Source organism: Comamonas sp. 7D-2, from assembly GCF_022749555.1.
Lineage (GTDB): Bacteria > Pseudomonadota > Gammaproteobacteria > Burkholderiales > Burkholderiaceae_C > Comamonas > Comamonas thiooxydans.
The window spans coordinates 744,304-767,425 of sequence record NZ_CP094238.1 but is presented as its reverse complement, the minus strand read 5'-3'; the positions used below and the strand labels follow the sequence as shown (position 1 = coordinate 767,425).

The 23,122-nt window shown below is 62.8% G+C and carries 22 protein-coding genes; 17 read left to right on the top strand and 5 right to left on the bottom strand.

The annotated features are described in order from the left end of the window. Positions 1-83 precede the first annotated feature (83 nt). Positions 84-1,727, top strand: a complete 1,644-nt coding sequence (gene groL / locus MPZ60_RS03435) for a chaperonin GroEL (protein ID WP_003061955.1) — start codon at positions 84-86, stop codon at positions 1,725-1,727. A 159-nt stretch (positions 1,728-1,886) separates the two neighbouring features. Here groL and MPZ60_RS03430 read toward each other — a convergent pair whose 3' ends face one another. Then, positions 1,887-3,056, bottom strand: coding sequence for a porin (locus MPZ60_RS03430; RefSeq protein ID WP_034357378.1), 1,170 nt, complete (start codon positions 3,054-3,056; stop codon positions 1,887-1,889). 229 nt (positions 3,057-3,285) lie between these two features. Further along, the gene (locus MPZ60_RS03425; RefSeq protein ID WP_034357376.1) at positions 3,286-4,344 is read right to left on the bottom strand and encodes a porin; all 1,059 of its coding nucleotides are present in this window, start codon (positions 4,342-4,344) and stop codon (positions 3,286-3,288) included. Between the two features lie 330 nt (positions 4,345-4,674). Here MPZ60_RS03425 and coq7 point away from each other — a divergent pair, with 330 nt between their 5' ends. Further along, positions 4,675-5,292: a 2-polyprenyl-3-methyl-6-methoxy-1,4-benzoquinone monooxygenase gene (gene coq7 / locus MPZ60_RS03420; RefSeq protein WP_034357373.1), complete on the top strand. Its 618-nt coding sequence runs from the start codon at positions 4,675-4,677 to the stop codon at positions 5,290-5,292. Positions 5,293-5,352: 60 nt separating this feature from the next. Here the strand turns inward: coq7 and MPZ60_RS03415 are convergent, their stop codons facing one another. Continuing rightward, a complete protein-coding gene (locus tag MPZ60_RS03415; protein ID WP_012837016.1) occupies positions 5,353-5,805 on the bottom strand; it encodes an OsmC family protein in 453 nt (150 codons plus the stop codon). Between the two features lie 383 nt (positions 5,806-6,188). On the opposite strand from MPZ60_RS03415, the gene ilvA reads away from it, so the two are divergent. The 3 genes from ilvA (at position 6,189) to MPZ60_RS03400 (ending at position 9,249) form a co-directional block, all read left to right on the top strand. Beyond that, positions 6,189-7,742 (top strand): threonine ammonia-lyase, biosynthetic, encoded by a 1,554-nt coding sequence (gene ilvA / locus MPZ60_RS03410; protein WP_034357371.1) that lies wholly within the window; start codon positions 6,189-6,191, stop codon positions 7,740-7,742. A 108-nt stretch (positions 7,743-7,850) separates the two neighbouring features. After that, positions 7,851-8,678: an adenosylcobinamide-GDP ribazoletransferase gene (locus tag MPZ60_RS03405; RefSeq protein ID WP_034357368.1), complete on the top strand. Its 828-nt coding sequence runs from the start codon at positions 7,851-7,853 to the stop codon at positions 8,676-8,678. Positions 8,679-8,685: 7 nt separating this feature from the next. Continuing rightward, positions 8,686-9,249: a histidine phosphatase family protein gene (locus tag MPZ60_RS03400; RefSeq protein WP_034357366.1), complete on the top strand. Its 564-nt coding sequence runs from the start codon at positions 8,686-8,688 to the stop codon at positions 9,247-9,249. Here MPZ60_RS03400 and MPZ60_RS03395 read toward each other — a convergent pair. Beyond that, complete coding sequence (locus MPZ60_RS03395; protein ID WP_034357363.1) at positions 9,242-9,712, bottom strand: general secretion pathway protein GspC; 471 nt, start codon at positions 9,710-9,712, stop codon at positions 9,242-9,244. The genes MPZ60_RS03400 and MPZ60_RS03395 overlap by 8 nt on opposite strands. A gap of 46 nt (positions 9,713-9,758) precedes the next feature. Between MPZ60_RS03395 and gspG the strand changes: the two genes are divergently transcribed. The 10 genes from gspG (at position 9,759) to MPZ60_RS03345 (ending at position 19,386) form a co-directional block, all read left to right on the top strand. Continuing rightward, on the top strand, positions 9,759-10,211 hold the full coding sequence (gene gspG, locus MPZ60_RS03390; protein ID WP_034357361.1) for a type II secretion system major pseudopilin GspG: 453 nt from the start codon (positions 9,759-9,761) through the stop codon (positions 10,209-10,211). 232 nt (positions 10,212-10,443) lie between these two features. Then, positions 10,444-10,851, top strand: coding sequence for a type II secretion system protein GspH (locus tag MPZ60_RS03385; protein WP_034357358.1), 408 nt, complete (start codon positions 10,444-10,446; stop codon positions 10,849-10,851). After that, positions 10,848-11,213, top strand: a complete 366-nt coding sequence (gene gspI / locus MPZ60_RS03380) for a type II secretion system minor pseudopilin GspI (protein ID WP_034357356.1) — start codon at positions 10,848-10,850, stop codon at positions 11,211-11,213. The genes MPZ60_RS03385 and gspI overlap by 4 nt, the downstream gene beginning before the upstream one ends. A gap of 3 nt (positions 11,214-11,216) precedes the next feature. Beyond that, positions 11,217-11,921, top strand: coding sequence for a type II secretion system protein J (locus MPZ60_RS03375; protein WP_080746187.1), 705 nt, complete (start codon positions 11,217-11,219; stop codon positions 11,919-11,921). A 53-nt stretch (positions 11,922-11,974) separates the two neighbouring features. Then, positions 11,975-12,976: a type II secretion system minor pseudopilin GspK gene (gspK, locus tag MPZ60_RS03370; protein ID WP_052052680.1), complete on the top strand. Its 1,002-nt coding sequence runs from the start codon at positions 11,975-11,977 to the stop codon at positions 12,974-12,976. 45 nt (positions 12,977-13,021) lie between these two features. After that, complete coding sequence (gspL, locus tag MPZ60_RS03365) at positions 13,022-14,248, top strand: type II secretion system protein GspL (RefSeq protein ID WP_034357352.1); 1,227 nt, start codon at positions 13,022-13,024, stop codon at positions 14,246-14,248. Continuing rightward, positions 14,245-14,787, top strand: a complete 543-nt coding sequence (gene gspM, locus MPZ60_RS03360) for a type II secretion system protein GspM (protein WP_034357350.1) — start codon at positions 14,245-14,247, stop codon at positions 14,785-14,787. The genes gspL and gspM overlap by 4 nt, the downstream gene beginning before the upstream one ends. 8 nt (positions 14,788-14,795) lie before the next feature. Then, the gene (gene gspN, locus MPZ60_RS03355; RefSeq protein WP_034357348.1) at positions 14,796-15,626 is read left to right on the top strand and encodes a type II secretion system protein N; all 831 of its coding nucleotides are present in this window, start codon (positions 14,796-14,798) and stop codon (positions 15,624-15,626) included. A 3-nt stretch (positions 15,627-15,629) separates the two neighbouring features. Further along, positions 15,630-18,011 carry a type II secretion system secretin GspD gene (gspD, locus tag MPZ60_RS03350; RefSeq protein WP_034357346.1) on the top strand — a complete coding sequence of 794 codons (2,382 nt, stop codon included), beginning with the start codon at positions 15,630-15,632 and terminating at the stop codon, positions 18,009-18,011. Positions 18,012-18,024: 13 nt separating this feature from the next. Next, positions 18,025-19,386 carry a GspE/PulE family protein gene (locus tag MPZ60_RS03345; RefSeq protein ID WP_034357344.1) on the top strand — a complete coding sequence of 454 codons (1,362 nt, stop codon included), beginning with the start codon at positions 18,025-18,027 and terminating at the stop codon, positions 19,384-19,386. Positions 19,387-19,397: 11 nt separating this feature from the next. Here the strand turns inward: MPZ60_RS03345 and MPZ60_RS03340 are convergent, their stop codons facing one another. Continuing rightward, positions 19,398-20,576: a helix-turn-helix transcriptional regulator gene (locus MPZ60_RS03340; protein WP_034357343.1), complete on the bottom strand. Its 1,179-nt coding sequence runs from the start codon at positions 20,574-20,576 to the stop codon at positions 19,398-19,400. Between the two features lie 172 nt (positions 20,577-20,748). Between MPZ60_RS03340 and MPZ60_RS03335 the strand changes: the two genes are divergently transcribed. Both MPZ60_RS03335 and MPZ60_RS03330 read left to right on the top strand, forming a co-directional pair. Beyond that, entirely contained in the window at positions 20,749-22,701 is a 1,953-nt protein-coding gene (locus MPZ60_RS03335; protein WP_034357341.1) for a hypothetical protein, read from the top strand. Positions 22,702-22,798: 97 nt separating this feature from the next. Then, positions 22,799-23,083 (top strand): hypothetical protein, encoded by a 285-nt coding sequence (locus MPZ60_RS03330; protein ID WP_034357691.1) that lies wholly within the window; start codon positions 22,799-22,801, stop codon positions 23,081-23,083. Positions 23,084-23,122: the final 39 nt, after the last annotated feature.

Here is a 23,122-nt window from a genome sequence, read left to right as displayed (position 1 = left end):
ACACCTCCCCCTATTCATGGCTGTCGGCGACTGATTGACAAGCGCTGGCAGCCCAATTGAACCCCATTCTTTAGGAGCCAAAAATGGCAGCAAAAGACGTAGTTTTCGGCGGTGAAGCACGTGCACGCATGGTTGAAGGCGTGAACATTCTGGCTAACGCAGTCAAGGTTACCCTGGGCCCCAAGGGCCGCAACGTGGTGCTGGAGCGCTCCTTCGGCGCCCCCACCGTGACCAAGGACGGCGTGTCCGTGGCCAAGGAAATCGAACTCAAGGACAAGCTGCAGAACATGGGCGCCCAGCTCGTGAAGGAAGTGGCCTCCAAGACCAACGACATCGCTGGTGACGGCACGACCACCGCTACCGTGCTGGCCCAAGCCATTGTGCGCGAAGGCTCCAAGTACGTGGCCGCCGGCCTGAACCCCATGGACCTGAAGCGCGGCATCGACAAGGCTGTCGCCGCCCTGGTGGAAGAGCTGAAGAAGCAATCCAAGGCCACCACCACTTCCAAGGAAATCGCTCAAGTGGGCACGATCTCCGCCAACTCCGACTCCGACGTGGGCGAAATCATCGCTCAAGCCATGGACAAGGTCGGCAAGGAAGGCGTGATCACCGTTGAAGAAGGCAAGAGCCTGGCCAACGAACTGGATGTCGTCGAAGGCATGCAATTCGACCGCGGCTACCTGTCGCCCTACTTCATCAACAACCCCGAAAAGCAAGCCGCGATTCTGGACAACCCCTTCGTGCTGCTGTTCGACAAGAAGATCAGCAACATCCGCGACCTGCTGCCCACGCTGGAAGCTGTGGCCAAGGCCGGCCGTCCTCTGCTGATCATTGCCGAAGACGTCGAAGGCGAAGCCCTGGCGACTCTGGTGGTGAACACCATCCGCGGCATCCTGAAGGTTGTGGCTGTGAAGGCTCCCGGCTTCGGCGACCGTCGCAAGGCCATGCTGGAAGACATCGCCATCCTGACTGGCGGCAAGGTCATCGCTGAAGAAGTGGGCCTGTCGCTGGACAAGGTGACTCTGGAAGATCTGGGCCAGGCTGCTCGCGTCGAAATCGGCAAGGAAAACACCACCATCATCGACGGTGCTGGCGCTGCTGACGAAATCGAAGCCCGCGTGAAGCAAATCCGCATCCAGATCGAAGAAGCCACTTCCGACTACGACCGTGAAAAGCTGCAAGAGCGCGTGGCCAAGCTGGCCGGCGGTGTTGCCGTGATCAAGGTTGGCGCTGCCACCGAAGTCGAAATGAAGGAAAAGAAGGCCCGCGTGGAAGACGCCCTGCACGCAACCCGCGCTGCTGTGGAAGAAGGCATCGTGGCCGGCGGTGGCGTGGCCCTGCTGCGCGCCAAGCAAGCCGTTGGCGCCCTGGCTACCGGCAATGCCGAACAAGACGCCGGCATCAAGCTGGTTCTGAAGGCCATTGAAGCACCTCTGCGCGAAATCGTGGCCAACGCCGGTGGCGAGCCCTCGGTGGTCGTGAACGCCGTGCTGAACGGTTCCGGCAACTACGGCTTCAACGCTGCCAACGACACCTACGGCGACATGCTGGAAATGGGTATCCTGGATCCCACCAAGGTGACTCGCACTGCTCTGCAGAACGCCGCTTCCGTGGCTTCCCTGCTGCTGACCACCGAGTGCATGATCGCCGAAGCCCCCAAGGCTGACGCAGCTCCTGCCATGCCCGATATGGGCGGCATGGGCGGCATGGGCGGCATGGGCATGTAATTGCTCTGCTGCTGACCGGGTGGTTTGCTCCACCTGGTTTGCCCACAACAAAAAAGGCCGCATTTGCGGCCTTTTTCTTTTACACCGAGCTTCACGAGCTGCTCTGAGCACAAAAAAGCCAGCCGATATCGGGCTGGCTTTTGTATCCAGAGATTCGCCTTAGAAACGATGACGCAGACCGATGGTGATACCGGTACGCTTTTTCGCGCCATTGGCATCAAGCATCACGCCCGCACCGCCTTTGGTCTTGGTGTGATCCACCGCGAAATAGGCATCGGTACGCTTGGAGAAGGCATAGTCAGCCACGGCAACGATAAAGTCGGCCTTGCCATTGAAGGCGCCAGTCGCCGATCCCGATTGCTTGGCATGGTAGTAATGCAGACCTGCGTTGAGCTGCGGCGTGACCTGGTAGCCAAAACCGACCTTGAACATCTCACGCTTGTTGGCAAAATTTCCGGGCGCATTACCCGCGATAAAGCCACCATTGGAAGAGCCTGTCCAATATGCATTGAGCAGGCCGGCGTCAAAAATGGCACCAGCCCCCGCAGCACCGAGACTATCCTTGACCTTGTTCTGGCCGTAACCAGCCATCAGATACAGAGGCCCGGTGCGATAGGAGCCGCCCAGTGTCCAGGCATCCACATCGGTGCCGGCCGGCAAGGTGGAGCGCTGGAAAGCACCACCCACAGAAATGCCATTGGCAGAATAGCGCAGATAGCCGCCTGCGGTTTTCAATGCCAGACCACCTGGCGTCATATCAATACTGCCGCCCTTCTTGGCAAAGGTATTTCCTTCGTCAAAAGAATACTGCAGCCCCGCACGAACCGGCCCGAACTCGGCAACGTACTTCAGCATATTGTTTGCACGCGCGCCCAGAGACATGCCGATTTCAGGCTTGTAGGCATCCATATAAGGCGAATATGGGAACGATGCATAGGTAGAGGTCACCAGATCAAACAGCACGTTGTATTGGCGCCCCATGGTCACCTGACCAAAACTGGTGCTGCGCAAGCCCACCCAGGACTGCGCAAAGTAAGGTTGAGCGGTGCTGGGCGTGCCCGAATCCGTCCAGAAACGATTTTCCAGATTGGCAATAGCCGACAAGCCTCCACCCAGATCTTCCTTGATATTGATACCCCAGCGGCTCTCCGACATGCCGCCACCGATCATTTTGGTCAGACCACTTTTATTCGGCCCCTCATTAGTCGTGTGACGAATCGCTGCATCCACAATGCCATACAGTTGCACGCTGCTTTGTGCATAAGCAATCGTCCCCAGCGAACCCAGCACAGCCAAAGCCAATGTTTTTTTCACAAATGAAGATGTCATTGTGTTGCCTCTCTCTTAATTCAATTCGCAAACAGTTGGTGGAAAATTCATTCTAGAAATGCTTTCCTCAACCGCGCGAGCATTGGCACAAGCGCAACACAGGCCTTTCCCTCTGGGGGCAAACCTCTCAGCAAACACCCTTTCAGGTTTAACCCCAGAAATAAAAAAGGCCTGTCTTTCGACAGGCCTTTTAGCTTTTAAGCAATTACTGGCTTATGCCAGCAATTGATTAGAAAGCGTGGCGGATACCAACTTGCACACCAGCTTGGTTCATGCCAGTGCCATTAGCCTTCATGCCAACGGTGTCGCTCACACCCTTGGCAGCCAGAGCCATGGAGGAACCGTCTTGGTTCTTCAGGTAAGCAACAGTACCGTACAGAGCAGTGCGCTTGGACAGGTTGTGCACATAGCCCAGCGACAGTTGGTGAGCCTTGGCAGGACCTTGTTGGTCGTAGTAAGCGTACTGAGCCTTCACTTCGCCCACGCCACCCACGGGAGCGGACACGCCCAGCAGGTAGTTACGGAACTTGGCGCTGGAACCAGCATCGGGCTTGTACTTGATCTGCTGTGCCAGACCTGTCACCTTGGCCACGCCGAAGTTGTAAGAAGCGCCGATGGACATTTCATCACGGTCGCCAGCAGAACCCTTCAGGTTGCCGTATGCAGCAGTCACGCTCAGGGGACCGTTGTCGTAGCCAACGTTACCACCAGCGTAGCGGCCAGACTTAGTACCAGCAACAGCCTTCTCGTCGAAAGCGTAGCTCACATTAGCTGTGAAGCCGCTGAAGTTAGGCAGAGAGTAGGACACCATGTTGTTAGCACGGATGGTGTTTGTGTCGCCAGAAGCGGCGAAACCACCAACGGTAGACCAACGGCTGTAGCCCATGTTTTGGCCGATACCGGTAGCGCCGAACAGGTCATACTTCAGACCAGCACGGAAAGTGGGGGTGGTTTCACGACCCAGGCGAACTTCACCGAAGTTGCCCGACAGACGCACGGTGGATTCGCGCTTGAAGTCGAAGCCCGAAGCATTGCCAGTGTCGCCGAAGATTTCGCCTTCCAGCCAGAAGCCAGCCTTCAGACCGCCACCCAGGTCTTCAGTGCCGCGCAGGCCCAGACGGCTGGTAGCGTTACCGCTTGTACCAACACCGTACTTTGCATCCTTGCCGTCAGCGTTGTCCACATAGGAAACGCCAGTGTCAACGATACCAAACAGGGTCACGGAAGATTGAGCCATTGCGGCGCCGGAAGCGGCCAGCACTGCCAGGGCGATCAGAGATTTTTTCATTACGAGTTACTCCAAGGTTTAGAAGGGCGCCGGTTCTATGGGAGAGAGACTTGAGCCTCGAGCTCCACCGGTTTCCCGCGCCAACCTCCTGGTGGGGAAGTTGGGTCTATTGCACCAGACCACCGAGCCCAGCGCAAAGGAATTCACCCAAAACTGCTCGATTCGGCGCGTTTTCGTTGCACTACCGCAACAAACACCAAGCCGCACTAGCGGGCACACCCTTAGGGGTTCCTGCCTAGGATTGCCCCAGCGCAAGTTGCGGATGAGTCACTCTGGTGTACCTTATGTGCATTGACGCCAGACAGGCGCCGCACTGAGTTCTTTTTAGCCATGGACAAGTTACTGACCGCTGCCGACGCAGCTCTTCGCACTCTGTTTGCCGACCCGGTGGCCGCAGAGCGCTCGCCTGCCGCAGGGATCGCCGAAGCCGATCTGAGCGATGAACAGCGCAAGCTCTCCGCAGCCTTGATGCGCGTCAATCATGTGGGCGAGGTCTGCGCTCAGGCGCTATACAACGCTCAGGCCATGGTGACCAAGGACATGGAGTTGCGCGAGCATCTGCTGCATGCCGCTCGCGAGGAAATGGACCATCTGGCCTGGACCCGCGAACGCCTGCATGCCCTGGGTGACAGACCCTCGTTGCTGAACCCGCTGTGGTTTGCTGGCGCTTTTGCCATTGGCACGATTGCCGCCAAATTCAGCGATGCCGCCAGTCTGGGCTTTGTGGTCGAGACAGAAAATCAGGTTTCTGCCCACCTGGCAAGCCATCTGGGTCGCCTGCCCGAGGAGGACGAGGCTTCGCGTGCCGTGGTCGAGCGCATGAAGGATGACGAAGAGCGTCATGCCGCAGCAGCGATCGACGAAGGTGCAATGCAACTGCCTCCGATTGCCCAGGGGCTGATGCGTGTGGCGGCCAAAGTCATGACGATTACAGCGCATCGCATCTGATTAGCGCCTGTTCAACAAAAACGGGCCGTTGAGGCCCGTTTTTTCGATCGAACGTCCAGTTCAGGCTTCGACGATGTCGAAACCCGTCGTGATTTCGGCCGTCTTGCCCAGCATGATGGTGGCCGAGCAGTATTTGTCGTGGCTCATGGCGATGGCGCGTTCGACGGCTCCGGCAGGCAGGTTCTTGCCGCTGACCGTGAACTGCATGTGGATCTTGGTGAACACCTTGGGGTCGGTCTCGGCGCGCTCGGAAGTCAACTGCACGCTGCAGCCCTTCACATCGTGACGGCCACGCTTGAGGATGAGCACCACGTCGTAGGCCGTGCAGCCGCCGGCGCCGGCCAGCAGCATCTCCATGGGACGAGGAGCCTGATTGCGACCGCCATTGGCCGGGTTCTTCTCGTCCGGTGCGCCGTCCATATTGACCACATGGCCGCTGCCGGTCTCTGCCACAAAGCCCATGCCCGAGCGCGTTCCGGTGGCCGCGCCTGTCCAACTAACCGTGCATTCCATTGTTTTTCCTCTCAAAACTGTTGCAATTTTGCATCAAATACATAAAAACCCGAATCTTTTGATGCACAGAAAACACAAGCCTCATACAATACAACCCAAGCGTTACCTGTGAGGTCAAACCCGCAGGCAGACTGCAGATTACTGGTTAACACCAATCTGTATCGCACCATTTGTCTCCTCCACCTCCTCTAATGGTGGATTCAGCCCCTAGCTCCTGAGCTAGGGGCTTTTTTTCGTGCCTGCTCATCCTGCTTCTCAGAGCAGCAGCATGCACCTCTTGAGCGAGTACTGCAGCGCAGCAAGCAAGCGCCTATCATGGTCGGCTTCCATGCACCCGGCAGGCTGATTACCCTGGCTCTGGTGCTCTGCTTTCGATTTGCACCATGACTCAAGCCCTGACCCCTGCCGATTATCTGACTCGCATCCTCAATGCACGCGTCTATGACGTGGCCGTGGAGTCGGATCTGGACATTGCCAAGAATCTCAGCCGCCGCCTGCACAACAAAGTGCTTCTGAAGCGCGAGGACCAGCAGCCCGTGTTCAGCTTCAAGTTGCGCGGCGCCTATAACAAGATGGCCAATCTGACGGCCGAGCAGCTGCAAAAGGGCGTGATCTGCGCCAGCGCGGGCAACCATGCCCAGGGCACGGCCATGAGCGCCAAGAAGCTGGGTTGCCGCGCCGTGATCGTGATGCCCACCACCACGCCCCAGGTGAAGATCGATGCCGTGATCGCCCTGGGCGGCGAGGCGGTGCTGGCCGGGGAAAGTTACTCGGACGCCTACAAACACGCCGTCAAGCTGCAGAAGTCCGAGGGCCTGACCTTTGTCCACCCCTTTGACGACCCCGATGTGATTGCCGGCCAGGGCACCATCGCCATGGAGCTGCTGCGCCAGCTGCAAAAGCTGGGCAGCCAGCGTCTGGATGCCATCTTCGTGCCCATCGGCGGCGGCGGCCTGATTGCCGGCGTTGCCAACTACATCAAGGCCGTGCGCCCCGAGGTGAAGGTGATCGGCGTGCACACCAAGGACTCGAACGCCATGATGCAGTCCGTGCAGGCGGGCGAGCGCGTGGAACTGGCCGATGTGGGCCTGTTCGCCGACGGCACCGCCGTGAAGCTGGTGGGAGCGGAAACCTTCCGTGTCACCCAGGGCCTGGTGGATGACTATGTGACCGTGGACACCGATGCCGTCTGCGCCGCCATCAAGGACATCTTCACCGACACCCGCTCCATCGTCGAGCCCTCGGGCGCCCTGGGCGTGGCGGCCATCAAGCAGTATGTGGCCAAGCACAAGACCAAGGGCGAAACCTACGCCGCCATACTGAGCGGCGCCAATATGAACTTCGACCGCCTGCGCTTTGTGGCCGAACGCGCCGAAGTCGGCGAGGAGCGCGAAGCCCTGTTCGCCGTCACCATCCCCGAAGAGCGCGGCAGCTTCAAGCACTTTTGCGAGGTGGTGGGCAAGCTGCCCGGCGGCCCGCGCAACGTGACCGAGTTCAACTACCGCATCAGCCACGACAGCAAGGCCCATGTGTTCGTGGGTCTGACCACGCCGACAAAGGGCGAGTCCGAGAAGATCTGCAAGAACTTCCAGAAGAACGGCTTTGAGGCACTCGACCTGACCTTTGACGAGATGGCCAAGGAACATCTGCGCCATATGGTGGGCGGCCACTCGCCGCTGGCACAGGACGAGCGCCTGCTGCGCTTTGTCTTCCCCGAGCGCCCCGGCGCGCTGTTCAAGTTCCTGAGCCTGATGGCGCCGACCTGGAATATCTCCCTGTTCCACTACCGCAACCAGGGCGCCGACTACGGCCGCATTCTGGTCGGCATGCAGGTGCCTGCCAAGGACCACAAGAAGTTCGACAGTTTCCTCAAAAACCTCGGCTATCCCTGGGTAGAGGAAACCAGCAATCCTGCGTACCAGTTGTTCCTGAAGTAAAACAAAAAAAGGAGCTGCTACCGCATTCCCCACAATGATTTCAGATAGAAAAGACTCTGAAACATAGGAATACCAAGCGAAACCAGCTCCTTTTTTATTCGCAACACCATGCAAGCCCTGCGCCACTATCTGCTGGCCGTCCAGTTCTTCAGCCGCATCCCCGTGGCCGGACGTCTGGCGGCCTGGGTGGGCTGGAGCCCCGAAATGCAGCGTGCCAGCGCCGCGCATCTGCCGGGCGTGGGCTGGCTGGTGGGCCTGTGGGCCGCGCTGCTGCTGGCAGCCTTGCTCTGGCTGCTGCCGGCAAGCCCCTGGTCGCCGCTGGCGGCTGCTCTCATCAGCACCGCCGGCACCTTGTGGCTGACCGGCGGTTTTCATGAGGACGGCCTGGCCGACGTCGCCGACGGGCTGGGCGGCCTGGTCCCGCCCGAGCGCGCGCTGGAGATCATGAAGGACTCGCGCATAGGCGCCTATGGCGTGATGGCTCTGCTCATGGCACTGCTCACCAAGGTCGTGCTGATCGCCCTGCTGCTGTCCGTCATGCAGCCGTTCTGGGGACCGGCGCCGGTACTCATCCTCGTGTGCTGCATTCATGTGCTGTCGCGCTTTGCGCCGCTGGTGCTGATGCGCAGCCTGCCCCACGTCGGCCTGGCCGCGAGCAGCAAGACCCTGCATATCGCGGGCAGGCAACTGGGCTGGCAAGGCATGCTGACCGGCGGCCTCTGGTGTCTGCCGGCACTGGGTCTGTTGGGCTGGCTCGGCGTCTGGAGCTTTGTGCCCAGCCTGCTGGCTGCCATGCTGGTCACCACCTGGCTGATGAAGCGCTGGTTGCTGCAGCGCCTTGGCGGCATGACGGGCGACTGTCTGGGCGCCTGCCAGCAGCTCAATGAGCTGGCGCTGCTGCTGGCCAGCTGCATCTATCTGCGCCAGCTGCTATAGAACGGCCATGAAGACACTATGGCTGGTGCGCCACGCACGTCCCTTGATCGATACCGAGCGCTGTTACGGCCGCCTCGATATCGCCGCCGATGCAGAGGCCACCCGGCAAGCTGCTCAGACCCTGCAGCAATCTCTGCAGCACCTGCATGGCAAGCTGCAGATCCGGCACTCGCCGCTACAAAGATGCAGGCAGTTGGCATTGGATCTGCAGGTACTGGAGCCGGATTTTGTCTCCACCCCCGACGGCAGACTGCTGGAGATGGACTTCGGCCATTGGGAAGGCCTGCGCTGGAATGACATCGGCGAAGCTGCCATCGGTGCCTGGGCGCACGATCTGGCGCGGCACGCACCCGGCGAGGGCGAATCACTGGCACAGATGCTGCAGCGCGTCCACGAGGCACTGCAGGATGCGCTCAGCAGCGACAGCGAACATATGGTGTGGATCTGCCATGCCGGTGTGGCACGCTGTGCGCAGTGGCTGCTGCAACATGACCGCCGGCTGCCGCAAAGCCATGAATGGACCTTGCCGGCGCCCGCCTATGGACAGTGGCTGCAGCTCGAACTCAGTTGAAGCTGGCCATGGGCGGCCTGGGCAATTGCAGCACCGTGCTGGCCGGCCCGTTGGCAGGGCCCAGTCGCGCTTCGCGCGCCGCCAGAGATTGCAGAATCACGCCATCCTCCACGGCCTCGCCCACACGCACGGCCTTGCTGCCCTTGCCTTCCACGGCGATCACCGCGGCACCGCCACCTGTTTCGTGCCCTGCCAGCACCCCCAGCAGGGCATAGCGGCTGGCCACTGGCGCGGCCACGGCGGCAACAGGCGCGGCGACCGCCCCCAAAGCCTTTGCCATGGCCTGGACATTGGCCTGTACCGGCTGCGCAGGCGGGACGACATGTAACTGCTCACTGCCACTGCCGACGAACCGGAGTGTCCAGAACACCACCACCGCAGCGGCAATCGCCCACAGCAGCAGGGTCGTGAGTTTGACCGGCATGGAAAGGCCCTGACCGGTATTGAAAGATTGCAGTCGCATTCGACGATTATGATGGTGCAATACTGCATTTTTCCTACAGTTTCCAATGAGCACCAACTGCCGTCATCTGATGTCTGCTATTCGCCACGCCGCATCGCGCGGCTTTACCCTGATCGAATTGATGGTGGTGCTGGTCATCATTGGCGTGCTGGCAGCTCTTATCGTGCCCAATGTGCTGGACCGCGCCGACGATGCCCGCGTAACCGCAGCCAAGACCGATATCGCCAATATCAACCAGGCGCTCAAGCTCTACCGCCTCGACAACCAGCGCTATCCAACGGCCGAACAGGGCCTGCAGGCGCTGGTAGCCAAACCAACCACCGGCCCCGCCCCGCAGAACTGGAAGCCCTACCTGGAAAAGCTGCCCAATGACCCCTGGGGCAATCCTTATCAATACCTGAACCCCGGCGTGAAGGGCCCCATCGACATCATGTCCCTGGGCGCTGACGGCAAGGCCGGCGGCGAAGGCAAGGATGCGGATATTGGCTCCTGGCAATAGCAATGAGCCCCCACGCTCCCTCACAGCGTGTGGTCGCTGCCCCCCGAGGGGGCCCTGACCGGCTGGTGCCGGGGTTTGCCTTGGGGCGGCCCGGCGGCAACCCCGCATGCATCAAATGCCTGTAAAGCCGGCGCGCTCAGCCACAGGGACAGCCAGCAAGGGCCGCCCCGCAGCACAGGCTGTCGTCCCCCGGGGGGGAAGGCGCGCAGCGCTTCAGGGGGGATTCACACTCTTGGAGTTGCTGGTGGTGATTTCCATCATGGCGCTGGCGACGGCGGGTGTGAGCCTGGCCATACGCGACAGCGGCGAGCAGCAGCTCGAACGCGAGGCCCAGCGTCTGGCCACCTTGCTCGAATCGGCCCGCGCCCAGGCCCGTACCAATGGCGCCCTGGTTATCTGGCGCCCGATGCCGCAGGGCTTCCGGTTTGAAGGTCTGCCACCCAACGTCAAGATGCCCACTCAATGGCTGCAGACTCCTGTGCTGGTGCAGCCCAATACACCCGTGGTGCTGGGACCGGAGCCGCTGATTCCAAGACAGAGCATTACCTTGTCGCTGCCCGGCAGCAACTCGGCGCCACTGCGGCTGGCCACCGACGGGCTGCGCCCGTTCAGCATTCAAAATCTGCAGGTGACGCCATGAAGCCCGCCCTGCTGCAGCGCGGCTTCACGCTGATCGAGGTACTGGTCGCGGTCGGTATTGTCGGCGTCACCCTGCTGGCTGGACTTCAGGCCAGCAGCGCCCTGACGCGTAATGCCCAGCGCCAGTCCGACGTCATCCTGGCCCAGCTCTGCGCGCAGAACGAACTGGTGCGACTGCGCCTGTTCAATCAGATGCCTGCCGTCGGCGACACCACCATCCAGTGCCAGCAGGCCGGCAGACAGATGCAGGTACAGCTCAGCGTGCGCCCCACGCCCAACCCCAGCTTCAGACGCGTGGATGCCCAGGTGTTTTCCGAGGCGGCTGCGGTGCTGCGCGTCTCCACCATCGTCGGTCGCTACTGAATCATGAGCAGTATGCGCAACAGAAACCAAGGTTTCACGCTGATCGAGCTGCTGGTCGCCCTGGCCGCCATGGCCCTGCTGTCCATCATGAGCTGGCGCGGCATCGACGGCATGCTGAGGGCGCAGGAAGTGACACGCGAGCAAGGTGAGCAACACGCCGTCATGCAGACCGTGCTGGCCCAGTGGAATGCCGACCTCAACGCGCTGATGCCGCTGCAGGGTCGCCAGGTGCTGGACTGGGATGGCCAGGTGCTGCGCCTGACGCGCAAGACCAGTGCAGCCGTCGACAACGGGGCGCTCATCGTGGCCTGGAGCCGTCGCAATGTCGATGGCCGCTTCCAATGGGTGCGCTGGCAATCGCTGCCCGCGCGCACGGTCAGCGAATGGAACGATGCCTGGAACCAGGCGGCCCAATGGGGCCGCAATCCTTCCAGCGACCAGATGCGCCGCGAGACCGTGCTGATCCCGCTTGATCTGTGGCGCGTCTACTACTACCGCAGCAACGCCTGGACCAATCCGCAGTCCAGCGATCAGGGCAGCGATGACGGCAGCAGCGTCGGCAGCGACGGCAACCCCGTGCTGCCCGTCGTGCCCGACGGCATACGCATAGAACTGACACTGCCCCCAGGCCGCGCGCTCAATGGAGTGATGACGGTGGACTGGGTCAACCCGCTGCGCTCGAACTCCAGATCATGGAATCCCCCCTGAGTCGCTTCGCGCCTTCCCTCCAGAGGGACAACGCCATCGCTGCGGGGCGGCCCATGCTCGGTGTTTCCGGCTTGGGGTGCGCCAGTTTCCGACGCGTGCGCCAGCGCGGTGCAGCACTGCTGGCAGCCATGCTGACGGTGGTGCTGGTTGCCACCCTGGCCTCGGCCGCGCTCTGGCAGCAATGGCGCGATGTGGAAATCGAGACCGCCGAACGCAATCGTGTGCAGGCCAACTGGTTGCTGCTGGGCGCGCTGGACTGGTCGCGCGTGGTGCTGCAGGAGGACTCGCGCGCCAACCGCAGCAACCCGGTCGATCATCTGGGCGAGCCCTGGGCGGTGCCGCTGAAGGAGGCTCGCCTGTCCACATTTCTGGCAGCCAAGAACAATGTCAGCCAGGTCGATGACGGTCTTGCCGACATGCAGGACGCTTTTCTCTCGGGCGAGATCGTGGATCTGCAGTCGCGCCTGAATCTGCGCAATCTGCTCAGCGGGGCCGACTCGAGCGTGAAAGAGGAGAACCTCAAGCCTTTTCTGCGCCTGTTCGAGCGCCTGGGTCTGCCCGGCAGCTCCGTCATGCAGATAGCCACGGCCTTGCAGCAAGCCATGCGCGGCAAGAGCCAGACTGCGGCGCTGATGCCGCGCACCGTCGGGCAACTGGGCTGGCTGGGCGTCGATCCGCGCATCATCGCGCGCATCGAGCCCTATGTCTCGCTGTTGCCCGAGCGCACCATGGTCAATCTCAATACGGCCAGCGCCGAGGTCATCTGGGCCAGCACCGAGGACCTGGACTGGGCCCGCGCCAACCAGCTGGTGCAGTTGCGCGACGCCTCGCCTTTCAAGTCCCTGAATGCAGCGGCTACGGCCATAGGGCTGACCGGCGTCTTCAACAGTGCCATGCACTCCGTGACCACCAGCTATTTCGAAGCCCGCGGTCGCCTGCGCCTCGGGGACAACGTCTTGAGCCAGCGTTCACTGATTCAGCGCAAGGACATGAACGTGACTACCCTGTGGCAGGAGCACGCCGACTGGGGTATGCCCGCAGTTGCCAGACCCTGACACCCTGATGTCACACTGCCCCCATAGAATGCTGCATCTTCCCTCATGAGCACATTGCTAATACAGCTGTCGGCGAAGCACGCCAACTCCGCCACGGAATATCTCTACGTCCTCAGCGACGATGGCCAAAGCATTCAGCGCAGCGGCCAGGCTGCGGCGTCCCTGCTGCCGGCCACGGGCCGCACGGCCCAGATCACCGCCGTCATCCCGGCCGCTCAGCTGTCCTGGCATGCCGTCACCCTGCCTCCAGGACTGAATGTGCAAAGCCGGCGCCAGCAGCGTCTGCGCGCCGTGCTTGAGGGTTTGCTGGAAGAAAAGCTGCTCGATGAGCCGTCCGTCATGCACCTGGCACTGGACGCTGGCTCGGCGGCGGGTCAGACCTGCTGGGTGGCTGCCTGCGACAAGGGCTGGCTGCAATCCCATTTGCAGGCCCTGGAACAGCATGGTCATGCCGCCAGCCGTCTGGTGCCCGAACAATGGCCAAGCAGCAAGGCCCAGCTGCTTCTGTCGGGCGACAGCACCCAGCCCCAGCTGAGTGCCACCGGACTGGATGCACAGGCCTGCCTCGTCGTCGTGCCCCAGCATGCCGATGCCGGCCTGTTGCAGCCACTGCTGGCTCGCCTGCCCGAGGATCTGCCGGTGCTGGCCGAACCCCATCTGGCACGCAGCGCTGAGACACTGCAGCGCCCGGTCAGCATCTTCACCGCCGCCCAGCGGCTGCTGCAAAGCCATGGCTACGCAGGCGACCTGGCCCAGTTCGATCTGGACCTGGGCGGCAGCACCCGCGCCAAGCGCCGCCTGCTCGATGCCTGGCATGGTTTTGCCAAGGCTCCGCAATGGCGTGCTGCGCGCTGGGCTGCAGGCATTGCCGTCGTCGCCCAGCTGGTCGGACTCAACGCCTGGGCCTTCAGGGAAAACCGTGCCATCGAACTGCGCCAGCAGCAGGCCAAGCAGGTACTTCAGACCACCTTCCCTCACGTGCCCGTCATCATCGATGCTCCGGTACAGATGCAACGCGAACTGGATCTGCTGCGCAGCAACTCCGGCGCACTGTCCGCCAGCGACCTTGAAGCCCTGCTGGCCGCAAGCGCCGGCATTCAGGGCGTGCAGAATGCCAAGAGCCTGCAATACCAGGACAAGCAGTTGCGTATCTCGGGTCTGGACCTGAGTCCCGAAGCAGTGGGCGACGCACAGCAAAGCCTGCAGGCCAATGGCTATATGCTGCAACGCGAAGGAGCAGATCTGGTGCTGAGTGCAAAGGCTAGGCCATGAAGCAGAAAAACGCCTTGAAAACCGCATTGGCTCCGCTGCGCCAGCGCTGGAGCGTCCTGGCCCAGCGCGAACAGAATCTGTTGCTGATCGCCGCCAGCGTCGTGCTGCTGGCCCTGCTCTGGTGGGTGGCACTGGCACCGGCCCTGCACAGCCTGCGCACGGCCCCCGCACGCCATGCGGCAGCGGAGCGCGAGCTGCAGAACATGCTGCAGATGCAGGCCCAGGCCGAGCTGCTGCGCCAGCAGCCGCAGGGCAATAGCGCTGATGCGCGCACGCAGTTGGAGCAGTCGCTCAAGACCGAACTCGGCAGCAGCGCACAGTTGCAGTGGCTGGGCAGCCGTGCCCAGGTCAGCCTGAGCAATGCCGCCGCTCCCGCCCTGGCCCGCTGGCTGGCACAGGTGCGTGACAACAGCCATGCCTCGGTGGCCGAGATGAAGCTCAACCGCAATCTCGGCGAAAGCGTCGACGGCGCTGCCGTTACACGCTGGAGCGGCAATCTGCTGCTCGATTTGCCCGACAACGCAGGTGCACAGAATTAGCCGCGACCATGAGCCTGAGCACCTCACGCACCACCAGCAAAGCCTCGCGCAGACCACGTGAGCCGGGCGATCCGCGTTCGCCGCGCCGCTGGGCAGTGGGCGGTGCCTTGCTGGGTGCTCTGCTGACGGTGCTGGTCCAGGCTCCGGCGGCCTGGCTGGCCGCAGGCGTGCAATCGATCACAGCCGACCAGGTACAGCTGCAGGAGCCGCGCGGCACGCTCTGGCGCGGCTCGGCCAGGCTGGTGCTCACGGGCGGCAAGGACAGCCAGGACCAGAGCAGCCTGCCCACGCGCCTGAACTGGACACTGCGACCCAGCCTGAGCGGCGCCAGCATCAGCCTGCAAAGCGATTGCTGCACCAGCACCCCGATGCTGGCGCAGCTGCAGCCGGGCTGGAACGCCATGACGGTGCGCTTCAAGGACAGCGTGCTGCAACTGCCCGCTGAGCTGCTGGCCGGCCTGGGCACGCCCTGGAACACCGTGGCCCTGCAGGGCCAGTTGCGCCTGTCCACCGTCGGGCTGACGATGCAATATCGCGCCGGCCGGGCTACCAGCCAGGGCCTGACGCGGCTGGAAGCGCTGGCCGTATCGTCCAGGCTGTCATCGCTCAAGCCCCTGGGCAGCTACCGCCTCGATATACAGGGCGGAGACAATGCCCAGCTGAATCTGACCACGCTGGGCGGCGACCTGCAGCTCAGCGGCCAGGGCCAATGGGTGGGCTCGCGCCTGCATTTCAGTGGCGAAGCCTCTGCCAGCCCCGAGCGCGAAGCCGCTCTGTCGAATTTGCTCAATATCTTGGGGCGCCGCCAGGGTGCGCGCTCCATCATCACCTTTGGTTGACACATGACTCAGCATTCACGCACCGCCTGGCAAAACACACTGCATTCGATAGCTGTTGCCTCGCTTGCCGTCTGCATTTCAGCACCTATTCATGCTCAAACCCAGAGCGGACAAGCGAATGCCACTCCCAGTTTGCGACCTGGCGAGCCGGTCACGCTGAACTTCACCAATGCCGATATCGAGGCCGTGTCGCGCGCCATGGCAGCCATCACTAATCGCAACGTGGTGGTGGATCCGCGCGTCAAGGGCCAGATCACGCTGCTGACCGACAAGGCCGTCTCGCCTGCCACTGCCTATCAGCAGTACCTGGCGGCACTGCGCATGCAGGGCTTCACGGTGACGGAGTCGGCAGGTCTGTTCAAGGTGATTCCCGAAGCCGATGCCAAGCTGCAGTCCAGCGAGGTCTCCGTCGGCCAGGGCGGACGCGGCAGTCAGGCTGGCGGCGGACAGATCGTCACGCAGATCTTCAAGCTCAACTACGAGAACGCCAACAATCTGGTGCCCGTGCTGCGGCCGCTGATCAGCCCCAACAACACCATCAACGTCAACCCCGGCAACAACTCGCTGATCATCACCGACTACGCGGACAATCTGCAGCGCATCTCGCGCATCATCGCCAGCACCGATGTATCCAACGCCACCGATGTGGAAGTCATCGCGCTGCGCCATGCCGTGGCCGCCGATATGGTGGCCCTGGTCAATCGCCTCATTGAAGGCGGCTCTGCCACCGCAGGCGGCGTGGTCCAGGCCGGAGCCGGCGCGGCAGCAGGCCAGGCGGACACCAGCTTCCGCACCTCCATACTGGCCGAGCCGCGCAGCAACTCGGTGCTGATCCGTGCCGCCAACCCTGCCAAGCTGTCGCAGATCCGCTCGCTGATCGCGCGTCTGGACCAGCCAGCCATGACGGGCAACGGTGACGACGGCAACATCCATGTGGTGTATCTCAAGAACGCCGATGCAGTGTCCCTGGCCGCCACGCTGCGTGCCGCCATCAACGCCCAGACCAGCGCCAGCACCACCCTGGGTGGCCAGCAGGGCATGACGGCAGCGGCCGGCTCGACCACGAATGCAGCAAGCCCCCAGCCCGTGATCTCGCGCGGCACGGACGGCAGCGCCACCGTAGGCCTGGGCGGCGGCAACAGCGGCCCCAGCTCGCGCTTCGGCACGGCCCAGCAGCCCTCCACGGGCGGCATGATCCAGGCCGACCCCACGACCAACTCGCTGATCATCACCGCCCCCGGCCCGCTGTACCGCCAGTTGCGCACCGTCATCGACAAGCTCGACGGCCGCCGCGCCCAGGTGCTGATCGAAGCGCTGATCGTCGAAGTCTCCGCCGACAAGGCCGCACAGTTGGGCGTGCAGTGGAGTTCGGTGATCCGCAACAACGGCCGCGTGCTGGGCGTGCTCGGCAACGGCACCTCCATCAGCGGCATCTCCAACATCTTCGGCCTGTCGGGTGCCGTGGGCAGTCTGGTCAACGGCACGACCCTCACCGACAGCCAGGCCTCGGCCATCGGCAGCATGAAGGGCATGAACCTGGGCTTCACCCAGAGCGTCAACGGCAACACCAGCCTGGGTGCCCTGGTCAATCTGATGCAGGGCGACGGCGACACGAATATTCTGTCCACGCCTAATCTGATGACGCTGGACAACGAGGAAGCCAGCATCATGGTGGGCGAGAACGTGCCCTTCCCCACGGGCTCCTACACCAACACCGCAGGCACCTCGGGCTCGGTCAATCCCTTCACCACGTACGAGCGCAAGGACGTGGGTACGCTGCTCAAGATTCGTCCGCAGATCAACGAGAACGGCACCATCAAGATGGCCGTCTACCAGGAGAACTCGGCAGTCAAGCAGGGCACCGCCAACGCCCAGTCCGGTGCCACCACCACCAAACGCTCCATCGAGTCGAATGTGCTGGTCGAGGACGGCGCCATCGTGGTGCTGGGCGGCCTGATTGCCGACGAATACAGCCAGAGCCAGGAGCGCGTGCCGCTGCTGGGCGACATTCCCTTGCTGGGCAATCTGTTCCGCAACACCAGCCGCGAGCGCAAGAAAACCAATCTGATGGTGTTTCTGCGCCCCACCGTGCTGCGTGACGCCAACTCCACCAGCCAGCTCTCGCAGGACCGCTATGAGTCCATTCGCGGCATGCAGCAAACCGTGCAGCCCGACCCCAATCTGCTGATGCGCAATGTCAATGCCGCGCCCTTGCTGCCCGCATCCAGCGGTGCTGCACCGGCAAGCGTGCCCAATGTGGCCATCGTTCCCGGGGCCAAGCCCGAGATCGTGGACTTCACGCGCCCGGGTCAGCCCACGGTGAACGGCCAGCCTGTGACCGTGACGCCTGTGACGCCCGCCACCCTGCCCCCGGGCACCCTGTAAGCGAAGGCCAGGCATGCGCTACCCCCTGCCCTATGGCTTTGCCCGCAGCAGCCAGCTGCTGATCGAGGATGACGGCCAGGAGCCCGTGCTCTGGCATGGTCCGCAACCCGACTGGTCGGCCATCTCCGAAGTGCAGCGCAAGCATGCGGTGCAACGCTGGCAGTTGCTGGACAGCGGCGCGCTGGCCCATCGCATCAGCGCGGCCTATGCGCAAAGCGACTCCAGCGCCGCCATGGTGGTCAGCGAGGTCGAGTCCGACGCCGATCTGACGCGCATGATGCAGGACCTGCCAGCCGTGGAGGACTTGCTGGAAACCGCCGACGACGCCCCCATCATCCGCATGCTCAACGCCCTGCTCACGCAGGCGGCACGCGACGGCGCGTCGGACATCCATATCGAGCCCTACGAGCGCCATTCCAGCGTGCGCTTTCGCGTGGACGGCGATCTGCGCGAGGTGGTTCAGCCCAATCGCGCCCTGCACGCCGCCCTGATCAGCCGCCTAAAGATCATGGCCGATCTGGACATTGCCGAGAAACGTCTGCCCCAGGACGGGCGCATCAGCCTGCGCCTGGGCACGCGAGCCATTGACGTGCGCGTCTCCACCCTGCCCAGCGCCCACGGCGAGCGCGCCGTGCTGCGCCTGCTGGACAAGAGCGAGAGCAAGCTCAGCCTGGAAGCTGTGGGCATGGGCGGCGAGACGCTCAGGCGCTTTACCCATCTCACGGCGCAGCCGCACGGCATCGTGCTGGTCACCGGCCCCACGGGCTCGGGCAAGACCACCACGCTCTACGCCGCGCTGCAGCGCATGGATGCCAGCCACAGCAACATCATGACGGTGGAAGACCCCATCGAATATGAGCTGGCCGGCGTGGGCCAGACCCAGGTCAACGCCAAAATCGAGCTTACCTTTGCCAAGGCCTTGCGCGCCCTGCTGCGCCAGGACCCGGACGTGATCATGATCGGCGAAATCCGCGACTTCGAAACCGCGCAGATCGCCATCCAGGCTTCGCTCACCGGCCACCTGGTACTGGCCACGCTGCACACCAACGACGCACCCAGCGCCGTCACCCGCCTGATCGACATGGGGGTTGAGCCCTTTTTGCTGTCCTCATCGCTGCTGGGAGTGCTGGCACAGCGCCTGGTACGCAAGGTCGACCTGAGCGAGCCCAGTGGCTACCGTGGCCGCACCGGCATCTTCGAGCTGCTGGCCGTGGACGATGCGATTCGCGCCCAGATCCATCGCGGTGCCAGCGAGGCCGAGATCCGCGAGACTGCCATGGCTGCAGGCATGCAGCTCATGCGCGAGGATGGCGAACGCCTGGTTCGCGAAGGCATCACCACGCAAGCCGAGGTGATGCGCGTCACGCGCGACTGAGGACCCGAGACTCACTCGCGCCAGCGCAGCATGGCAGGCCCCGTGAGCAGCACGCGCACGAAATCGGCCTGCCGCCCCACACCGACCTTGAGCGCCGCCGATTTGAATTGCGAACGCGCGGTATGGATGGACAGGCCCTGTCTCTCGGCGAACTCCTGCAGGGTCCAGCCATTGATCAGCGCCTGGGCCAGTTGAGCCTCTGCCAGCGTGAGCCGATAGAGATTGCGCAGCAAATCCTGCAGCGAAGGAATGCGCAGCGCCGGATCGCTGATCAGCAGCATGGCGGCACTGCGCTCGCCATAGGGGCTGCTATGTATGGGCAAGGGCGACACCATGACCTGCAACTGCTGTCCGGCCAGCCCTGTGAAGCGGCTGGCCCGCCCGTGGTGCAGCGCCTTGCCCAGCCCCGTGGCAACACAGTCCCGCATGGCTTTCTGCAGCCAGCGCTGGTCTGCGGCATTGGTGGCCTGCAGGCTCTCGTCGGCCGCGCGATACATCAGCTGGCTTTGCTCCATCAAGCGCAAGGCCCGGCTGCTGGCATGCATCACGGCCGCACGTTCGTCCAGAAGAACCACGCCTACCGGCAGATCCTCCAGTACGGCCAGCGATGCATTCAGCAATGCCTGGGTACGGTACAGACGTCGGTGAATTGCAAATGCGCTCTGCAGGTGCGGCATGAGCTGCTGCACAAGGCCCAGCTCTTCGGCGCTGTAGGCACCCACGGCATGCGGCCTGACAACGGTGATGTTGAACGATCGGTCATGCTGATTGTCGACCACGGCCGCGCAGGAGTAGAACAGGTCCTGAGGTCGCAGCCAGTCGCCATACCACTCGGTACCCGGCAGGTTCCGGTCGGGAAACAGTGTGGAGGAATTCACCACCGTGCCCGGTCTATGCAGACTCTGGTCCTGCAGCCAGACATTGCACTGACAGTAGTGCGTGGCAAAACTTTCCAGTTCGGCGGCGGCAAAGCCCTGACTGGCGCCGAAAGTGCCAAAACCCCCGTCCAGATCCACCGTCCGCTGCGCAAAGTCGTTGGCCCAGATCACGCTGGCCGGTGAACGCAGGGCCGCGCCGAACAAGGCCAGAAAGCCCTGCCAGCGCGCCGGCTCCAGTGCCGACTCGTAGATGGCCGCAATCAATGCGGGCAACCGTTCCTGCAACATCAAAGGCAGATGCGCTACCGCCATAGAGCCTCCTTCCAAGGCTCGCCACAGCAAGCACCTCATGGAGCTTCGCTGGGGATTCATTTCATTTACTCACACTTTGAAATAGCTGCAAACCCTTCACCCAATTTGGTGATGTTTTCGCGACAACAAGTGCTTACAAACAACGGCAGCACTCTATCAACCAAAGGCTGCCATGTCACAAGCACTCACCACAACTCCATTCATCCGCCGCTCGGTGTCCCTGGGCACCCTGGTCCTGATTGCCTCCATTGCCGGCTGCGGCGGCGGCAGCGACAGCGCTTCTCCTGCTCCGTCGCCCGCCCCGGCTCCGGCCACAAAATCGATCTCCACCACCGTGATCGACGGCGCCTTGCAAAACGTCAGGGTCTGCATGGACAGAAACGACAACGGCAGCTGCGACGCAGGGGAGCCCAGTGCCGTTACCAATGCAGCCGGTCAGGCCAGCCTGGAAGTGCCAGAGGCCGATGTGGGCAAATTCCCGATTCTGGCCCTGGTCACCAAGGACTCTGTCGATGCCGACACCGGCGCCGTTCCCGTGGCTTTCATATTGCGAGCACCCGCCGATCAGCCTGGCGTCGTCAGCCCGCTGAGCACCCTGGTCCAGGCGCACACTCAGGCCACGGGCAGCAGCACCGCCGATGCGGCAGCAGCCATCCAGAGCCAGCTGGGCCTGGGCACTTCGGTGCTGGCGGATTTCACCCAGGACGGCAGCAACGCCGGCAAGCTGGCCGCCACCATGGCGCGCCTGATCGTGGTGACCACCCAGACCCAGCTCACCAACACGGCAGGCGCCACAGGCGTCGACGGCGCGCCGCTGACTTCGGTGCAGCTCAACGCCGCCGTCAACAGCGTGCTGCTGCAGCAGCTGCAAACCCTGGCCACGGCCGTGCTGGACAATCCCGCCCTCAGCGACACCAGCACCTCCATGAAGGACAAGCAATCCGCCATGGAAACCGCCGCCCAGCAGGTGGCCAGCGCTTCGGGCGTCACGCCCGGCAATGTGGGCCTGATCGCAGCCATGCAGTCGCAAACCAGCATCCCCGAGGCCGGCGGCCCCACGGCGAGCACGCAGCTGCGCTGGCTCAGCTTTACCGACACCAGCAACTACTACATCCGGGCCTTCGAAGCCACGGCCGAGCAGAACACTCCCGATGCGAACGGCAAACGCTATTTCACGGAGTTCCGCGAGCGCGTGGTCAGCGGCCAGGAGCAACCCTGGACAAGGCCGCAGATCTATTGGACCGGCAGCGAATGGTTTGCCTGCCCCACCGATTTCGTGCAGCAGGTCACCAGCCTCGCGAGCGGAGAGAGCGAATCCCTGTACTGCAAGAGCCTGGTCAGCAGAGCCAAGCAGAGTGTGCGCAATATCGCAGGCCTGAAGATGCGCGACATCGTCACCGAGATCCGCTCCGCACCGTGGCAGGACTCTGCCGACGGCAGCTTTGCCAACTGGGGCCCGAGGCCCGATCAGCTTCCGGCCGAAACGACCTTCCCCAGCGGCTCCACGCTCAGCTATCGCACCGTCACCGACCTGGGCGGCAGCGACTACTACCTGAGCAACAACGCCAACCGCGCCACCATTGCCCGTGCCGACGCACCGAACAACCCTGACACCAGCACCTGGCGCAGCGCCACGCTTGCGGAATTCATTGCGTGGAATGCCGGCGACTTTGCGCCCAATGTCTCGGCCGCCGATGTGCATGGCAACAACTCGCGCGTGCTGGTCAGCCGCCGCGACTATCTCAAGCCCGATGGCAGCGCCGCCTACAAGCGCTATATGGTGGGTTTCGAGAACGGCGGCGAGCAGCGCGCGCGCTTTTATGAATGCGAGGGCGATATGAGCACCTTGCCCAACAACCGGACCCTGTTCATCAACGGCGTGTCCACCTGCAAGACGATTCTGGTCAGCAACTACAGCATCGCCACCCAGGCAGATGCCAAGGTGCTGCGCTTCGCACAGGAGCCCACCCAGCTCAATGTCAGCAACTTCCAGAACTATCGCCTGTTCGTCGAGCGCGGCGGCATCACCTATGTCGGCTATCGGGACAAGCAGATGGTCAGCAATCAGCAGCGGCTCAATGGCACTGCAGCCGATGCGCTGCTTGCCGCCCTCGGCCTGAACTGACTCCCCGCCCTAGCGCAGCACAGCCCACCTCTCGGTGGGCTTTTTCATGCATGGCCTCAGCCAGCAGCGGTCATTGAGCTTTGCCAGAATCGTTGCCATGCTTGAAAACCTTCGCACTTCCGTCCAGCCCTATGGCGGCGATCTGTTTCTGCTGCTGATCGCCCTGGCTGTCATCAGCCTCGCCGTGCTGTTCAACCTCAAGGCCCGCCTGCCCGTGGACCAGCTGCGCCGCGTGATCCGCATGGCGGCGCTGGTGGCCTTGCTGGGCTCGGTATTTGCCATGCAGGCCGGCAGCAGCTATTACGCCATGGCCGCCGTGCTGCTGGCCTGGGGTGTGCTGGTCGGCATTGTGCTTGGACGTGAGATCGGCCGCAAACGCTGACCCAGAAAACGCTGCAAGCTATCAAAACCATATAGATCA

What these genes read in the sequence shown, in the direction of transcription:
- groL (WP_003061955.1), top strand. Translation starts at nt 84, where the DNA reads ATGGCAGCAAAAGACGTAGTTTTCGGCGGTGAAGCACGTGCACGCATG.
- MPZ60_RS03430 (WP_034357378.1), bottom strand. Translation starts at nt 3,056, where the DNA reads ATGACATCTTCATTTGTGAAAAAAACATTGGCTTTGGCTGTGCTGGGT.
- MPZ60_RS03425 (WP_034357376.1), bottom strand. Translation starts at nt 4,344, where the DNA reads ATGAAAAAATCTCTGATCGCCCTGGCAGTGCTGGCCGCTTCCGGCGCC.
- coq7 (WP_034357373.1), top strand. Translation starts at nt 4,675, where the DNA reads ATGGACAAGTTACTGACCGCTGCCGACGCAGCTCTTCGCACTCTGTTT.
- MPZ60_RS03415 (WP_012837016.1), bottom strand. Translation starts at nt 5,805, where the DNA reads ATGGAATGCACGGTTAGTTGGACAGGCGCGGCCACCGGAACGCGCTCG.
- ilvA (WP_034357371.1), top strand. Translation starts at nt 6,189, where the DNA reads ATGACTCAAGCCCTGACCCCTGCCGATTATCTGACTCGCATCCTCAAT.
- MPZ60_RS03405 (WP_034357368.1), top strand. Translation starts at nt 7,851, where the DNA reads ATGCAAGCCCTGCGCCACTATCTGCTGGCCGTCCAGTTCTTCAGCCGC.
- MPZ60_RS03400 (WP_034357366.1), top strand. Translation starts at nt 8,686, where the DNA reads ATGAAGACACTATGGCTGGTGCGCCACGCACGTCCCTTGATCGATACC.
- MPZ60_RS03395 (WP_034357363.1), bottom strand. Translation starts at nt 9,712, where the DNA reads ATGCGACTGCAATCTTTCAATACCGGTCAGGGCCTTTCCATGCCGGTC.
- gspG (WP_034357361.1), top strand. Translation starts at nt 9,759, where the DNA reads ATGAGCACCAACTGCCGTCATCTGATGTCTGCTATTCGCCACGCCGCA.
- gspI (WP_034357356.1), top strand. Translation starts at nt 10,848, where the DNA reads ATGAAGCCCGCCCTGCTGCAGCGCGGCTTCACGCTGATCGAGGTACTG.
- MPZ60_RS03375 (WP_080746187.1), top strand. Translation starts at nt 11,217, where the DNA reads ATGAGCAGTATGCGCAACAGAAACCAAGGTTTCACGCTGATCGAGCTG.
- gspK (WP_052052680.1), top strand. Translation starts at nt 11,975, where the DNA reads ATGCTCGGTGTTTCCGGCTTGGGGTGCGCCAGTTTCCGACGCGTGCGC.
- gspL (WP_034357352.1), top strand. Translation starts at nt 13,022, where the DNA reads ATGAGCACATTGCTAATACAGCTGTCGGCGAAGCACGCCAACTCCGCC.
- gspM (WP_034357350.1), top strand. Translation starts at nt 14,245, where the DNA reads ATGAAGCAGAAAAACGCCTTGAAAACCGCATTGGCTCCGCTGCGCCAG.
- gspN (WP_034357348.1), top strand. Translation starts at nt 14,796, where the DNA reads ATGAGCCTGAGCACCTCACGCACCACCAGCAAAGCCTCGCGCAGACCA.
- gspD (WP_034357346.1), top strand. Translation starts at nt 15,630, where the DNA reads ATGACTCAGCATTCACGCACCGCCTGGCAAAACACACTGCATTCGATA.
- MPZ60_RS03345 (WP_034357344.1), top strand. Translation starts at nt 18,025, where the DNA reads ATGCGCTACCCCCTGCCCTATGGCTTTGCCCGCAGCAGCCAGCTGCTG.
- MPZ60_RS03340 (WP_034357343.1), bottom strand. Translation starts at nt 20,576, where the DNA reads ATGGCGGTAGCGCATCTGCCTTTGATGTTGCAGGAACGGTTGCCCGCA.
- MPZ60_RS03335 (WP_034357341.1), top strand. Translation starts at nt 20,749, where the DNA reads ATGTCACAAGCACTCACCACAACTCCATTCATCCGCCGCTCGGTGTCC.
- MPZ60_RS03330 (WP_034357691.1), top strand. Translation starts at nt 22,799, where the DNA reads ATGCTTGAAAACCTTCGCACTTCCGTCCAGCCCTATGGCGGCGATCTG.